Here is a 15,330-nt window from a genome sequence, read left to right on the forward strand (position 1 = left end):
AGAAATGGTTGGCAAGAAATCGGCAACCGCATCTGTCGATCGTCTCCTCGAAGAGCAGAATTGAGAGCGCGCCTTGCAGCATTTTGACGTCGTCATTTCAGGATGTGGGCCAACCGGCGGCGTGCTGTCAAACCTCCTTGCCGCGCAGGGACTAAGCGTCTGCGTCGTAGAACGCTTCCCGGAGGTTTACCCGACTCCGCGTGCCATCGTTCTGGACTGGGAAGCGATGCGAACGCTGCAGTATTGCGGTGTCGCCCACACCCTCTTTCCCAGCACGCGGCCACATCCTGGGACGGACTTCCTCGGCGTGGATGGCGAGATCATTAAGCTGTTCGATCCGGCTCCGCCGCCCTACGCGCTCGGCTGGCCGTCGACATCGACCTTCGTCCAGCCCGATCTTGAAGAAATGCTCCGTCGAGCGCTCAGCCTGCGGGCGAACGTGACGATGAAACTCGGTTACACCGTTGCGGGCTTCGCGGAGGATAGTGCTCGTGTCGTCGTCACGATCGCCGACAGTGCTACCGGAGCCCATGAGGACGTGACGGCGGCTGTCCTGGTCGGCTGCGAGGGGGCCAACAGCGAGATCCGCAAGCGTCTTGGCTTCAGTCTCGAAGACTACCGGTTTGACGAATGGTGGATCGTTATCGACGCCTGGCAGCTCTGCGACACCGAGCTGCCGCGCAAGACCACGCAATATTGCTGGCCGTCGCGGCCGGCGACCTATGTCGTCGGTCCTGGCAATCTGCGCCGATGGGAGATCAAGCTGCTGGCACACGAGAGCCCGGCCGAATTTGACGATCCTGAACGGTTGCGCGCCGTGATGGCCAATTATGTCGACATTCGCTGCTTCGACATCTGGCGCAGCGCGACCTACCGCTTTGCGGCACGGGTTGGAGACCGCTGGGCGAGCCGACGCGTGTTCCTGGCTGGTGACGCCGTCCATCAGATGCCGCCCTTCCTTGGGCAGGGTCTCTGCGCGGGACTGCGTGACGCCTTCAATCTGGCGTGGAAGCTCGTCTTCGCGCAGCGTCACGGCTGGTCCGATGTCTTGCTGGAGACTTACGAGACCGAGCGGAAGCCGCACGTGGCAGAGGTCATCCAGCATGCCAAGGAGTTCGGCCTCATCATCGGCGAAATGGACGAGGGACGCGCGCTCGAGCGTGACCGGAAGCTGCGTGCCGAGTTGCGCGAAGGCCGGATGACGACCACGCGCCAAGCCTTCATCCCAAATTTGGCGAACGGCATTCTCGCGGACGATCCATTGTCGGGAAGCCTCATGGTTCAGCCGGAGATTGTCAGTGGTGGCCGCGTCCGGTTGATGGATGACGTTTGCCCAATGGCCTTTCTGTATGTAACGGCGAATCCGGCCGCGCAGGCCTGGATGGAGCCTCATGCGGATGCCTGGCGCCGCATCGGCGGTCAACGGATTGTCATTCAATCGTCCGCGGAACCAGTGCCGGATGGTGTCACTGCTCTCGTCGAAGCTGGCGAGATCTTTGCCAGATGGACCGCCGCCCACAACGTGGCAGCGGTGGTCGTGCGGCCCGATCGCTATGTCTATGCCACGCTCCAGGACGAGAACGATCTGGCGCGCAAGCTCAAGCGTCTGGATCGCCAGTTGGGGCTCGCCGCCTGAAGCAGGGGAGAACGCTTCTGCTGCGGAGCCGACCTTTAACGCTAGCAGGCCGACCACGCATCGAACCGCAGATCGCGCCCAGGTTCACGTTTGCCAATTCTGCGAGGCGGCCCGGGCGAAGAACACGTGGTCACTTCGATGAGGCGCTGAAAGCGCAGTGCAATTCCGCTCTGCTTGGGAGTCGCCGCACGGATGAACGCAACTGGCGGGCCTCATTGCAGTCGCCGTCCCGTCGGGCGACGCACCGGTTGACCGGCCTAAAAAGATATGAAACGATCCGTACTGTAATAAAAAAACTACATGGGCAGGAAAGCTGGGGATCCCGGGATGGACACTCGAACTGTTTTACATGGCGAGCTGTGGCACGGTCGCCGCGTCATTCTCGGCTGTTTACTCGGAATGACGACGGGAGTTACTTCTATCTTCTTCTACAGTTCGGGGCTGTTCCTGAAGCCGCTCGCAACCGAGTTCGGTTGGACCCGGGGGATGGCGTCGCTTGGCGTTTTGATCCCGATGCTAACGATCGGCATCATCAGCCCTCTTTCGGGTCAATTGGTCGACAGGTTCGGTGCGTTCCGCATGGCGCTTCTCTCCGCAGGTGGATTGGCGCTGTCGTTTCTCTTGCTCGGCATCGCAACGACAGGATTGCTGAGCTTCCTGGTTCTGACGTTTTTTCTTGCCATCCTTGGCAACGCGACGACGCCGGTTTCGTACGGGCGCTTCGTCCTGGCCAATTTTCCAACGCATTTGGGCCTTGCCTATGGAATCGTCTATTGCGGGCCTGGTCTTGGCGCCCTGCTGTTTCCATCGCTGGTCAACAAGCTACTCAGTGCATACACGTGGCGCGGCGCCTACATTGGCCTATCCGTGCTCGTCCTTGCAGCAATCCCGATCGTGGCTTGGCTGCTGAAGAGTCAGTCCGCGCGTGACCCTGCCGAAGGTGAGGTCACACAATGGAGATGGCGGTTGTACGCTAACAAGCGCTTCATGCTGTTGGCGGTAACGTTCCTGTTGGCCTCGATAGGGATATTCGGAACGATCGTTCACCTTGTTCCAATGCTAACAGATCGCGGCCTCTCGGCGGCCGAAGCAGCGCAGTTGGCGGGACTCATGGGCTTCGCTGTCATTGTGGGACGGCTGATCACTGGGTTTTTGCTGGACCGTCTGGAGGCGAACCTGCTCGCCGCGACCATTTTTGGATTGTCGGCGTGTGGTGTCGTTATGCTGGCGTCTGGAAACTCGGAATTGATCTTGCCGGGAGCCCTGGCGGTGGGCTTCACCATTGGATCTGAACTTGATCTGGCCTTCTACCTCATCGGTCGGCGCTTTCCGAGGGAGCATTTCAGCTCACTTTTTGGCGGCATCATGCTTGCTGTATCGATCGGTGGCAGCGTAGGCCCCCTGGTCGCTGGTCTCGCATACGACGCGGCAGGCAACTATCTCCTTTGGTTTGTCGTGGCGGCCTGCTGCATGCTGAGTGCGTCCGTTCTCAGCCTCATTGGACGTTTGTCGGTCTTTCGAGAGGGGCTGGCTGGTCCCGCAAGGGAAACAACGGCATCAGGGGCTGAGATCGACGCTTCCGTTCACAACATTGCGCGCTCCGAACACTAGCTTCCGCATGGGCACGCAGCAGATGCAGGATCGGCCGTGGCGCGAGCTGATGTGAACACGCCGCAGGCGAACAATTGGTCGCGACGATCAACATCAATTATGCCGCGGTTGACGGTGACGCCGAGGGTTTCGTCGTCCGCCAACCCGGAAATTAGATAGAGCCGCGCATACAGCCGGGAAGGAAGGGATGCCAAAGCAATCACGAGGAAGCGGACTATGAGGACATTTTCCCTTTTCATTGGGGGCTGCCCCATCGAGGTGATGGCGCGCCGCGACGTCATCAACCCGGCGACCGGTCAGCCTATGGGTACGATGCCGGTTGCAACTGCGGCCGACCTCGACAGGGCGGTTGAAGCTGCTGCGGCGGCCTTTCGCAGTTGGAATACCCGTCCGGATACCGAGCGTGCGCAAGCCGTTCGGGCTTGCGCACGTGCGATCGGTGCCCACGCCGAGGAACTTGCGCAACTGCTTACCCTGGAACAGGGAAAGCCGCTTAATGGGCTGGGCTCCCGGTTCGAGATCGGCGGAGCGGTCGCCTGGACGGACGCGACGGCGCAGCTCAGTCTGCCGCCGGAGCTCGTGGAGGACGGCCCCCAGGGGCGCGTCGAAATTCATCGCAAGCCCATTGGCGTCGTCGGCGCGATCACGCCCTGGAATTGGCCCGTCATGATCGCCTGCTGGCACATCATGCCGGCGATCCGCGCAGGCAACACGGTGGTTATCAAGCCATCGCCGCTGACGCCGCTATCGACCATCCGCCTGGTCGAAATTCTTGGCGGAGTGCTGCCGCCCGGCGTCCTCAACGTTGTCACCGGAGAAGATGCGTTGGGTGCGCTTATGTCAGCCCATGGCGGCATCGGCAAGATTACTTTTACTGGCTCGACCCAGACTGGGCGCAGGGTCATGGCAAGTGCCGCCGAAACGCTCAAACGCCTCACGCTTGAACTCGGAGGCAACGACGCGGGAATCGTCCTGCCGGATTGCGATCCGAGGAAGATCGCAGAAGGTCTGTTTTGGGGCGGTTTCATCAACTCAGGTCAGACTTGTGCCGCCCTCAAGCGCCTCTATGTGCATGACGGCATATACGATCGCGTGTGCAGCGAACTCGCGGCTTTTGCCGCCGGCATTCCGGTTGGAAACGGACTCGAAGAAGGTTCGATCCTGGGGCCTGTGCAAAACGCTCGCCAGCGCGACATCGTGGCTTCCTGTGTCGAGGACGCCGTCGCCAAGGGCGGCCGGTTGCTTCTCGGCGGCCAGCCGGGGAACGGCCCCGGATATTTCTATCCGACCACGCTGGTGGCCGACGTCGAACGGGGGTGCTCGTTGGTGGACAGCGAGCAGTTTGGCCCGGCTCTGCCGATCATCCGCTACTCGACCGTCGAAGAGGCGATAGCGCTGGCGAATGACTCGCAGATGGGGCTTGGGGGCTCGGTCTGGAGTCCCGACGTCGATCGGGCCAAGGACGTGGCATCCCAGCTCGAGACAGGCTCAGTCTGGATAAACCGGCACGGGGCAATCCAGCCGAACGCGCCGTTCGGCGGCATTAAGCAGTCCGGCATCGGCGTCGAGTTCGGCCACGAGGGGCTGAAGGAGTTTACCACGATCCAGACGATGTTTTGCTGACGGCGGACATCCGATCTACTGGCACACGCTTACTGCGCGCAAGCATCAGGATCGGGAAAAGCCCAGGACCTGGTTGCAAAAACATGTCGAGATGAAGGTGGAAGTCTGTCGTGGCGCAATCATACATGACGGTCGAGAGGAGCAGGTAGAACGCATGCGCAAAATCGTCGTGCTTTATGGCCAACCGAATGATCCGGTTCACTTTCGGAGCTACTACGTGCAGAAACACCTTCCATTGGCTACTCAATTGCCTGGCCTCAGAGCCAGCAGGTACAGCTTCGATATTGCCGGCCCCGACAGCTCGGCGCCCTTCTTCTGCATGCGGGAGGGTGAGTTCGACAGCGGTGAGGCGCTGGCGGATGCGATGAGCTCGGAGGTAGGCCGGCGAGTGGCCGCCGGTACCGCGAACTACGCGACCGGTGGACTAACCCTTTTCCATTGTGGACCAATCGAGGACAACAAGAGTTGAGAACGCCTGGGGAGGGCGGGATTACGAACTTCAGGATAGCCTCTGAGGAGAGCGGTGCGTCTAAGAGCCAGAGCAGAGCCCGGCGTATAGAAGCGCCAGCGATAGCCAGCGTCGGTGCAGGTGCCCGCCACGGCGAAGTATCTTTCCGCGAGAGCAGCCGGGTGAAGCGCGAAGTCGGCAGGTTTCTCAGGGCGGTGCGCGCGGCCTGAATGACTCTGTCCTCACGAGTTGTACAGTTCAGAGTGTGTGCGGCGGGTCCGCAGCCGCAGCGCAGAAGCCGAAGAATTCGCAGGCAGACCGCCCTCTGCCGATCGTCAGGTCCGATAGCGGCGTACCTGTCGAGAACAGAAGCCCAGCTTGTGTGAGGGATGGTGATCCGAGGAACGCTGGGTTTGGAAATGCCGCAACCGCGGCGCCGAGGCTCGGCGCGAGCCTCATTCAGCCGAGCGACCCGGTCAGAACGGAAGCCGCCCTGCTCGACGGTTCCGTAAAAATTCACATAGAAGCAAGCGCGGTCCACCAAGCGCGTTTGCAAAAGCCTAGCCGCCCACGCCAATCTTGGAAGCATCGCCCGTCTCTCCACCACCGCGTGCGTGCGAGGCGGCTACTTCTTCGAGGCCGGCCGACGCGCCTTCGATGTCGAGTCGGCGGAGAACAGGAAATCCACGCTTTTGCAGAGTAGCCGGATGAATTCATCGTCGAGCGGCTGGCCAAAGATCAGACGGCGGTAGATCGGCGAATACAGCAGCTCGACTGCCCATGCCGCATCGACATCAAGTCTGAACAAGCCCTCCTTCTGCCCGCGCTCAAAAGTATCCTGCACGAGGCGCCGCCGGTTCTTGGAGAACCGTTCGTTGAACTCGGCGAGTAGTGCATTATCGTCGTGCCCTTCGCACAGGATCTGCACGACCAGCTTGCCGGCCCGCCCACTGAAATATTGCACGAGTGAGGTGAGATGTCGCTTGAGGGCGGTCCCCGGATCGACTGCAGTGGGCATCGGCGTATTGCTGAAGTGGGATTCCATGAAGGCATCGATCACGAGTGCCGCCTTGCTGTCCCACCAACGATAGATCGTCGCCTTCGAAACGCGGGCCTCCCGCGCAACCGCTTCGATAGCCAGGTCTGCGACCGACATGGTCTGGAGTAGACTCGTCGTCGCAGACAAGATCGATCGTCGCGACGCGAGGTCGCGCGGCCGTCCGGCCGGCTTGGCATCAGAGGCGTCCGCCTCTCGAGAATTCATTTCTGCTTCAGTGACAGCTGCCGTGGAGGCGCGTTTCGCTTGGATTAATGCCATGGCAGGTTCTGAGCGGTTGAATCCGAAAATCGAGCCGGTTCGCCTCCGTAGCACACCGTTACGGCTCTCGCCAAACCCCTCGCGTGCCTCTGTAGCCTCGCAGAGGTAGACATCGGACCGTCGATACATTCCAGTTATAAATACGATGCGAACCGTATTAAAGCAAACATTATCTGCTTATTCGAGGGCTTGCTTCGGAATTACAGTATGATTTCCGATCAAAACAGGCCGGCGTGGTCGCCCGGGCGATGCACGACAATCCCTCGGCTGTCCGAACGCGTACGCTGCGACAAGCGAGGTCTCATCAAAAAGTTGATTGATTAGGTTCACACACCCTCTGGGGCGGTCAGGTCCGACTGCGCACGGCTAGTCGATCCGCGGCAGGCCGGCGCGGTCGATCACGCTGTTCCATCGCGTGATCTCGCCAGCAACAAAGTCGCGCATTTCGGTCGGCGACGTTGCCTTGGCGTGCACGCCGAGATCGTTCAGCTTTTGCTGTAGCGCCGGTTCGTTTACTAGCCCGTGCAATGTTTCGTTCAGTGGGGCGATCACGGGTGCCGGTGTGCCGGCGGGGGCGGCGATACCGATCCACGAGATCACCTCAAAGCCTGGAATGCGGCTGGCGATCGAGGGAACGGCCGGAAGGCCTGGCCAAGGTTCCGAACTCGTGACGCCGAGACCGCGCAACGTGCCGCCGTTGATGCCCTGACGGGTCACCGTGATGGTCTCGACAAGCAGGTCGATGTTGCCCCCAAGCAAATCAGTCAGCGGCTGCATGCCGCCGCGATACGGCACATGCGTCAGCTTGATGCCAGCAGACAGCGATAGAAGCTCGCCGACGAGATGCTGCGTCGACCCAAACCCGACCGAGCTGAAGGTCAGCTTCCCGGGTGCTGCCTTGGCCGTCGCGATCAGGCTGGGCAGGTCCGTGATGGGACTGTCGGCGCGCGTGGCGACGACGAAGGGGAACGTGCCGACAAGAGAAACAAAGCTGAAGGCCTGCACCGGGTCGAATCTGAGGTTCTTGTAGAGTGCGCCTGAGACTGCGTGGCCTCCGGTCAAAAGGATCAGCGTGTGTCCGTCCGCGGGCGCCCTGGACACTAATTCGGATGCGAGGTTTCCGCCCGCGCCGGGCTTCGCATCGACCGTCACCGTCGCGCCAAGCTTTTCAGCAAGCCCTGCGGCAACGAGGCGGGAGATCGTGTCCGCGTTGCCACCGGCCCCGAACCCGTGCACCAGCGTGATCTGTTTCTGCGGCCACTGGTCGGCCGCCCTGGCGGGCGAAGCAATCATGAGTGTCAACAACAACCACATGCCGGTCATTGCCGCGAGCCTGCGGAGCATGGACCCCGTCCTTTCATTCAACGTCATCCGCGCTGCACCTATAGATGACGGCCGCCATCGACGACGATGGAGGTTCCAGTGCTGACTTTCAGATGCGTTGCACATGCAACGATCGCTGCTGCGACGTCCTCTGCTTCCACGACGCGCTTGAGCGGGGTCAATTTTGCGGCGGCTTCCAGCGCCGCACGGTCGCGGCCAGGAACGAAGTCGGTGGCAACCGCCCCAGGCGATACGGTGATCACACGAATTTCCGGTCCAAGCGCGCGGCCGAGCGACATACCAATATTGTCGAGCGCGGCCTTGGAGGCGCAATAGGCCACATTGCTGCCCGATGCGGTGAAGCCGGAGATCGACGATACGTTGACGATCACGGCATCACCGGACGCCCGCAAATGCGCACGCAACGCGCGGATGGCGGAATAGGGGCCGCGCACATTTGCGATCAGGATCTGCTCAAACAGATCGTCGGTCAGGGTCTCGAGATCGTGATGCGGAATCGCGCGGGTGTATCCGGCTGAGTTCACGAGAATGTCCAGCTTTCCGTTCCGCCGGTCGATCTCCGCGGCAAGCGCCCTGAAGCTGGCTGGATCCTCCAGCGTCAGGCGCGCAACGGCGTGCCGACCGGCGGGTAGGCTGCTCAGCAGCTCCTGCGCGCGCGTCTCGCTGCTATGATAGCCGATGATCACATCTGCTCCCGCGGCCGCAAGGCGTCTGACCGCGGCAGCCCCGATGCCGTTGCTGCCGCCCGTGACGACGGCGAGGCGGCCGGCCAAATTGTCGGTATCGCTCATTGGAAATCCTGTTCGAGTTGCGACTTGTGGGCCGGCCGCGCAGGAAAGTCTGTCACCTGCTTGGGGGACAGCGGCGGCACCCCCGGGCTTCAGGTTCGATTGCAATGAGCCTTGTTAGTTCAGCACTAGGCGCATCAGCTCGTTCTGGGAAGAGATGCCAAGACGTGCATAGGCCCGCTTCTTGTAAGTGAGAACGGTGTTCAGCCGGACACCCAATTCCAGCGCAATACCCTCGGAGCTGAGGCCGAGAATGATGGCCGCGCAGACTTCGGTCTCGCGCCGCGTCAAAATGGGAGCGACATTGGCAAGACGGTCCAGATAGCAAGTGAAGGAGTGTTCCCGGCCGGCCGAGCTGTAGTCGGCGTGCCGGCGTATCAGGGCCAGCAATAGGTATGCGCGGTCGGCGATGCGCTGGACATCATCCTCGGAAAAAGCCTCTCCCTCGCTCCGATAGATGTTGATGCGCATTGCTCGGTTGTCCTTGATGTCGATCAAGCTGATGCGTTGGTCGAGACATACCGAGGCGTAGCAGGCACGGCGATAATCGGACTGAGCAATGTCCGAGGCCGCCGTATGCAGGATCCAGCTCTCGTCTCGGTCGACCGACCGGGCTTCCGGCAACACGCGATTCGCAAGGTCGTGCCGCCAGTAGTCGCGGCAATACTGATCAGCGACCCCGCGTGCGATCGGTACCGTGCCGGCATTCTCGGCGAAGATCAGACGGGGCTTTTGACGCGGCTCGAAGGCAAATCCGGTAAGGTGGCAGGCCTTCGCCCAATCGAACGTCGAGCGGAATAATGACGCGGCGAAAGTCGGCGTGCCGAGCTGCTCGATCAAGCTGGCAAGTCCGGCCATGTCCGCCGGCGTTGATCGCGGCCCATTGAGGCGGTGTATCCGCATACTGGCTCCTCGTAATCCCCCCGGCTTCGACCTTGGCGTCTCCTATAGACGAAACAAAGTTTGTATGCAAACTTGTGCACCAACATCTGGTTTGTTCCATGCCCCGCGGCAACCTCCTGCCATCCCGTCTCTCGAGCGACGTCTATTCCGTGCTGCGCCGTCAGATCGTGACCGGCGAACTGCGCCCAAACCAACCGCTGATCGAGCTGGACCTTGCCGAAGGGTTAGAGGTTAGCCGGACGCCCGTGCGGGAAGCCCTCCAGCGGCTTGCCCATGCGGGCCTTGTTGTGCCGCGCAAGCGAGGCTGGGCGGTGCGAGAATTCACGCCGGATGAGATTAGGCAGAACGCCGAACTGCGGATGGCGCTCGAGGGCTACGCCTCAAACCTTGCTGCGTCACGCGGCTCGTCTTCTGAAATCGCCGCCATCGTGACCGTCCATGAAAGTCGACTTAAGCTACGCAGCTCGGACGAGACCATGCGGGTGAAGACCAACCGCGATTTCCACGATGCCATCATGCGGGCTTCTGGTAATCCAAAACTCACCGAAGCGATCTACCATTCGGGGCAATTCTACTTCAACGCGCCGATCGCTCGCATGACGACGGGTCAGGAGCTGGCCCTCGGCAATGCGGATCACGCCTTGATTGTCGCGGCCATCCTGAAGCGAGATGGTCCGGCCGCCGAACAGGCGATGCGGACGCACATTCAACGAACCTTCGCCGTGTTCTGGCGGGTGACGGGTCTTGCGCACTCTGCGTAGGCCCCGCTCGGATGATCACATTCGCCGTCGGTCCCTCCTGCATGTGACAGAAGAGATGCCTTGGGCCTGTTAACTGCGCTCATGTGCGGAGACCCCACTATGCCGAATATCGCCCTAGATGCCAGCCACGACGCTTCACGCCGGAGCTGGGTGTCGAGGGCCAATGACGCCTCGACCGATTTCTCAATCCAGAACCTGCCTTATGGCGTGTTCCGCGGTGCGTCGGACGAGGGGACACCGCGCGGCGGCGTCGCCATTGGTGATTATGTTCTTGATATCTCTGCGATCGCGCCATTGCTCGGAGAGGCTCAGGCGCTGGGGACGCTTCTGGCCGGGCCAACCCTGCAGCCGCTGATGTCGCAGTCGCAGGACGCATGGACCGCCTTGCGACTCGCTCTCTCAAACCTCTTGGCTGCCGGTCACAGCGACCATCATCGGGCCGAACGCCATCTCCATCCGATGTCCTCGCTCGAGATGTTTCTTCCCGCGAAGCCCGGCGGCTTCGTCGATTTCTTCGCGTCGATCCAGCACGCAACGAATGCCGGGCGAATCTTCCGGCCGGACAATCCGTTGCTGCCGAACTACAAATACGTGCCGATCGGCTACAATGGTCGAACCTCGACCATCGGCGTGGGCGCCGCGGTGCGCAGGCCTCGCGGCCAGACGCGGTCCGCTGGCGAGGACGCGCCGTCCTTTGGTCGAAGTCGACGTCTCGATTTCGAGACGGAGCTTGGCATCTTTCTCGGCAGACATTCGGTGCAGGGCGAGCCGGTGCCACTGGCTCAGGCTTGGCAGCACGTGTTCGGTTTTTGCCTGCTCAACGACTGGTCGGCGCGAGATATCCAAGCCTGGGAGTATCAGCCGCTCGGCCCCTTCCTCGGGAAGAGCTTCGCAACCACGATCTCGCCCTGGGTGGTCACGGCGGATGCGTTGCGCCCGTTTCGCGTGCCTGTGCGAACACGCCCGGAGGGCGACCCGGCACCGTTGCCATATCTTGCCGACGACGTGGATCAAGCGTCTGGCGCCGTGGATATCGTCTTGGAAACGCGCTTGGCAACCGCGCGCATGCGATTGCAGGGAGACGCGGCGGTTCGTCTGGGCAAGGCCTCGACACGCGAACTGTACTGGTCAATCGGTCAGATGGTCGCGCATCACACCAGCAACGGATGCAGCATCGAGCCTGGCGATCTGTACGGCAGCGGCACGGTCTCAGGTCATGACGACAGCGGCATGGGCAGCCTGCTGGAGATTTCGAGGGCCGGGGCGCACTCGCTGAGGCTTCCAGGCGGGGAGCAACGGACATTCCTGGAAGATGGCGACGAGGTCACCATCACAGGCCGGTGCGCCCGCGCCGGCTTCGTGTCGATCGGTTTCGGCCGTTGTGTTGGTCGGATCGTTCCCGCGCCTGCCGATTGAGACCGGGGGCGTCGCGTTGTCCCCCGCGCATGTGACTGACCGGTTCGTGCCAGCTGGCAGAATTAGGGTAACCCCACTCGATTTGCCGCGAGGCCCGTCTACCATGACCGTTCATACTAATGCCTTCAGCGAGGCGGTCTTGTCGCCCAGTGATGGCTCGCCAGCTTATATGACCGGCTTCGAGAATTCGTTCGCGACCGAAGCCGTCGCTGGCGCGCTTCCGGTGGTGCGCAATTCACCGCAAAAGGCGCCGCTAGGCCTCTATGCCGAGCAACTGTCCGGCACGGCCTTCACCGCCCCCCGCCATAGCAACAAGCGGACATGGTTCTACCGGGTGCGGCCCTCGGTCCTGCACGGACGGGGCTTTCGCGAGGTAGATGCCGCGTTGATCCGGACGGCTCCTCGGCGTGACGAGTCGCGCCTTCCGGTAGCGCAGCTCCGTTGGCCGCCGATCGCCGTCCCCGACGACCCTTGCGATTTTCTTTCTGGTCTTAGGACGATCGCGACTGCCGGTGATGTGCATCTGCAGTTGGGCATGGCCGCGCATGTCTACGTGGCCAACCGCTCGATGGCTGACCGCTATTTCTACAATGCCGACGGCGAGCTGCTGCTCGTGCCACAGGAGAATCTGATCCGGGTCTTCACGGAATGCGGCGTGATCGACGCAGCTCCTGGAGAGATCGTGATCATCCCGAAAGGCATGAAGTTCAAGGTCGATCTGCCGAGCGGCCCTGCGCGCGGCTATGTCTGCGAAAATTACGGCAGCTATCTCACGCTGCCCGAGCGCGGCCCGATTGGCGCGAACTGCCTCGCTAATCCGCGCGATTTTCTTGCGCCGGTGGCGGCCTATGAAGACAAAGAGAAGCCCTGCGAACTCTACGTCAAGTCGCTCGGCAGACTCTATGAGACGGACTTGCCGCAGTCGCCGCTCGATGTCGTCGCCTGGCACGGCAACTTTGCGCCGGTGAAGTACGATCTGCGCCGCTTCTCGCCAGTCGGCTCTGTGCTGTTCGATCATCCCGACCCCTCGATCTACACTGTGCTGACCTCCGCTTCCGAGACGGCGGGAACGGCAAACGTCGATTTCGTGATCTTCCCCGAGCGATGGGTGGTGATGGAAGGTTCGTTCCGCCCACCGTGGTACCACATGAACGTCATGAGCGAATTCATGGGGCTCGTCTACGGCGTCTATGATGCTAAGCCCGGTGGTTTTGTCCCCGGGGGCATGAGTCTACACAATCCGCTGATCGCCCATGGGCCCGATGCAGAAGCTTTTGAGAAGGCATCGAATAAGGATCTCGCTCCTGAACGGCTGTCAGGCACCATGGCGTTCATGTTCGAGACCCGCTATCCCCTGAGTGCGACCGCGTACGCTTCGCAGCTCGAACTGCTCGACGGCGCCTACTCCGATTGCTGGGACAGGCTTACGCGGAAATTCGTTCGACCGTAAACGATTTGGAGACAGGCTCCCGCCGGCGCTCGACGAGGAACGGCGTGAGCTAAGGTCGGCAGAAGACACTCATCGAGAGTGGAGCATCTGGTCAATAAACCCGTCGCCCAGGGCTGCTTGTGCCTGTCCAAAGGGGCCTGCAGGGGGGGCCTGCATGGCTTCTTCGTGTTTCTCATATTCGGAGTGAGCGCCGGAATTACGACCAGATCACCACGGAGTGAATTCACTCCTTGCTGTCGCCGGGTTTTGTGACGAGGATCTCCAATACAAAAACGCGGAGCGTCTCCATCTTTAGCCCAACTATCTTAGAATCAGTGTGCCGCGTCTCGTGTAGGCCGTGGGGCTATTTCGATCGGTATTCTTCGCATCTAGAGTTGGGTCAGGTTGCCGACTGCTCCGCTTCGGCCAAAAGGAATTTCACGCCGCACCGCAACCAACGACATCGACGAGTGGGCGTCCGGTCCTGTAGGCCACTATGAGGAATAGGGCCTTGTCCGTCGACTATTCAGAACGACGTTAGGCTTCCAAACATGTATCATATGCGCTCTAACAGATGGTGCAGCAAACGATGCGTCGCCAGATGAGCAGCGCTGTTCTTGACCTGGAGGCCTTTACGTGGACCGCCTTACAGAATTGGAAATGTTTGTTCGTGCGGTCGAACTTGGCAGTATCACGCGTGCAGCAGAGAAATTGGGCTTGTCGGATCCGACCGCTAGTCGCTGCCTCAGTTCGCTTGAGAGAAGGCTTGGGTCGAGACTGTTAGAGAGAACGACGCGTCGTCTTTGGCTGACGGATGCTGGTCGGGCATACTATCAACGGTGCGTACAGCTATTGGCCGATCTCGCCGAGGCTGATGTACAGGCTGCGGAGTCCACCAAACAGCCGTCCGGGGTGGTCTCAATAACCAGCTCACCCTCTTTTGGAATGATGCATCTAGCCCCAATAATTCCACAGTTTCAGCGGCTGTACCCCGGCATTTCCATCCATTTCATGGGGTCAAATCACCACCAGGATGTTATCGATCCAGGGGTCGACGTAGCCATACGGACACGGCCGTTCGAGCCAGATTCAAGCATTACGATTCGCAAGCTTGCGCGCGCGCGCTATCTCCCCGTGGCGTCTCCACAATACCTTGCTGAGCGCGGCACTCCGTCATCGCCAAAAGATCTGCAAGGGCATCCTACACTCCTGTATGGGTTCTCCCGGGGCGCTCAAGCATTCTCGTTTTCGCGCGGTGATAGGAAAGAATCGGTGCGATTGAATGCCGCCATGCTATCGACCGAGGGGCGCGTCCTTTGCGAAGCGGCTCTTGCTAATGGAGGTATCCTCATCCAACCGACGTATACGATCTATGACGATGTGCGCGCAGGGCGCCTAGTCCCCGTTTTGAACGGTTGGAAGTTGGATCCTGTAGTCATCAACGTCGCATTCCATACGCGTAAGCACCAGCCAGCTCGAATTCGCGTCTTTGTGGATTTTATTCTCAAGCATTTCGCAGCGAACAAATACGAACAGAAGTGGATGCGCGAGCGTTTCGGCTGAGTCCGGAGCGATCTGGCGGTGGGGTACACACATCCCGGTTTGAGGGCGATCAAGGCCGTTCAAGAGAATGATCTGACTGCGCGGCATTGCCGCCGCGTATCGACCACGCCCCCATTGGGGAACGTTATCTTCTCCAGTGGCCGACTGAGAGATTTGCGCATTTGTCCCGACTGGGGAGTCTGTCCCTGCCTTCGGAGCAGCCGCAATGAGCTGCTGAATGTCGAGATCGAAAGCCCAGCAGTTTCTCCACGGTGGCCCCGGTGATGTTCTGTGGTGCGCCATGGTCGGAGCACCACCCCGTCGAACGTATCAATAACGATTGTTCCACCGCGTGAAAGAGTTTCTTACGCCGGCGGCATTTGTTCTGTCCGGAAATTCGCATACCGATGACTCCGATATGAAACGTCAGGGAGGGAGCATGGGCGATGATATCGCGGCCACGGGTGCTTGGCAGGCGTTCTTGAGAACATGTCCTTCGCGCGAGACTTCG

The 15,330-nt window shown here is 60.8% G+C and carries 12 protein-coding genes and 1 pseudogene; 9 read left to right on the top strand and 4 right to left on the bottom strand.

From position 1 onward, the window contains the following. Positions 1–73: 73 nt before the first annotated feature. From AC0L3K_RS38720 to AC0L3K_RS38735, 4 genes are all read left to right on the top strand, one after another. Positions 74–1,636 carry a bifunctional 3-(3-hydroxy-phenyl)propionate/3-hydroxycinnamic acid hydroxylase gene (locus AC0L3K_RS38720; protein WP_473368031.1) on the top strand — a complete coding sequence of 521 codons (1,563 nt, stop codon included), beginning with the start codon at positions 74–76 and terminating at the stop codon, positions 1,634–1,636. Between the two features lie 327 nt (positions 1,637–1,963). Beyond that, positions 1,964–3,247 carry an MFS transporter gene (locus AC0L3K_RS38725; RefSeq protein ID WP_473368032.1) on the top strand — a complete coding sequence of 428 codons (1,284 nt, stop codon included), beginning with the start codon at positions 1,964–1,966 and terminating at the stop codon, positions 3,245–3,247. Between the two features lie 216 nt (positions 3,248–3,463). Then, positions 3,464–4,870, top strand: a complete 1,407-nt coding sequence (locus AC0L3K_RS38730; protein ID WP_473368033.1) for an aldehyde dehydrogenase family protein — start codon at positions 3,464–3,466, stop codon at positions 4,868–4,870. A gap of 154 nt (positions 4,871–5,024) precedes the next feature. Next, the gene (locus AC0L3K_RS38735; RefSeq protein WP_473368034.1) at positions 5,025–5,339 is read left to right on the top strand and encodes an EthD family reductase; all 315 of its coding nucleotides are present in this window, start codon (positions 5,025–5,027) and stop codon (positions 5,337–5,339) included. Positions 5,340–5,943: 604 nt separating this feature from the next. On the opposite strand, the gene AC0L3K_RS38740 is transcribed toward AC0L3K_RS38735, so the two are convergent. The 4 genes from AC0L3K_RS38740 to AC0L3K_RS38755 form a co-directional block, all read right to left on the bottom strand. Beyond that, complete coding sequence (locus AC0L3K_RS38740) at positions 5,944–6,636, bottom strand: TetR/AcrR family transcriptional regulator (protein ID WP_473368035.1); 693 nt, start codon at positions 6,634–6,636, stop codon at positions 5,944–5,946. Between the two features lie 366 nt (positions 6,637–7,002). Continuing rightward, on the bottom strand, positions 7,003–7,980 hold the full coding sequence (locus AC0L3K_RS38745; RefSeq protein WP_473368036.1) for a Bug family tripartite tricarboxylate transporter substrate binding protein: 978 nt from the start codon (positions 7,978–7,980) through the stop codon (positions 7,003–7,005). Between the two features lie 38 nt (positions 7,981–8,018). After that, a complete protein-coding gene (locus AC0L3K_RS38750; RefSeq protein WP_473368037.1) occupies positions 8,019–8,771 on the bottom strand; it encodes an SDR family NAD(P)-dependent oxidoreductase in 753 nt (250 codons plus the stop codon). A gap of 114 nt (positions 8,772–8,885) precedes the next feature. After that, entirely contained in the window at positions 8,886–9,608 is a 723-nt protein-coding gene (locus AC0L3K_RS38755) for a helix-turn-helix transcriptional regulator (protein ID WP_473368038.1), read from the bottom strand. Between the two features lie 161 nt (positions 9,609–9,769). Here AC0L3K_RS38755 and AC0L3K_RS38760 point away from each other — a divergent pair, with 161 nt between their 5' ends. From AC0L3K_RS38760 to AC0L3K_RS38780, 5 genes and pseudogenes are all read left to right on the top strand, one after another. Further along, entirely contained in the window at positions 9,770–10,432 is a 663-nt protein-coding gene (locus AC0L3K_RS38760) for a GntR family transcriptional regulator (protein WP_473368039.1), read from the top strand. Positions 10,433–10,531: 99 nt separating this feature from the next. Beyond that, the gene (gene fahA, locus AC0L3K_RS38765) at positions 10,532–11,848 is read left to right on the top strand and encodes a fumarylacetoacetase (protein ID WP_473368040.1); all 1,317 of its coding nucleotides are present in this window, start codon (positions 10,532–10,534) and stop codon (positions 11,846–11,848) included. A 103-nt stretch (positions 11,849–11,951) separates the two neighbouring features. Continuing rightward, positions 11,952–13,298: a homogentisate 1,2-dioxygenase gene (hmgA, locus tag AC0L3K_RS38770; protein ID WP_473368041.1), complete on the top strand. Its 1,347-nt coding sequence runs from the start codon at positions 11,952–11,954 to the stop codon at positions 13,296–13,298. 615 nt (positions 13,299–13,913) lie between these two features. Beyond that, positions 13,914–14,090 (top strand): annotated as a pseudogene (locus AC0L3K_RS38775) (helix-turn-helix domain-containing protein); the annotation flags it as partial. A gap of 39 nt (positions 14,091–14,129) precedes the next feature. Beyond that, on the top strand, positions 14,130–14,840 hold the full coding sequence (locus tag AC0L3K_RS38780; RefSeq protein WP_473368042.1) for a substrate binding domain-containing protein: 711 nt from the start codon (positions 14,130–14,132) through the stop codon (positions 14,838–14,840). Positions 14,841–15,330: the final 490 nt, after the last annotated feature.

The organism is Bradyrhizobium sp. MI1.10 (assembly GCF_055811035.1).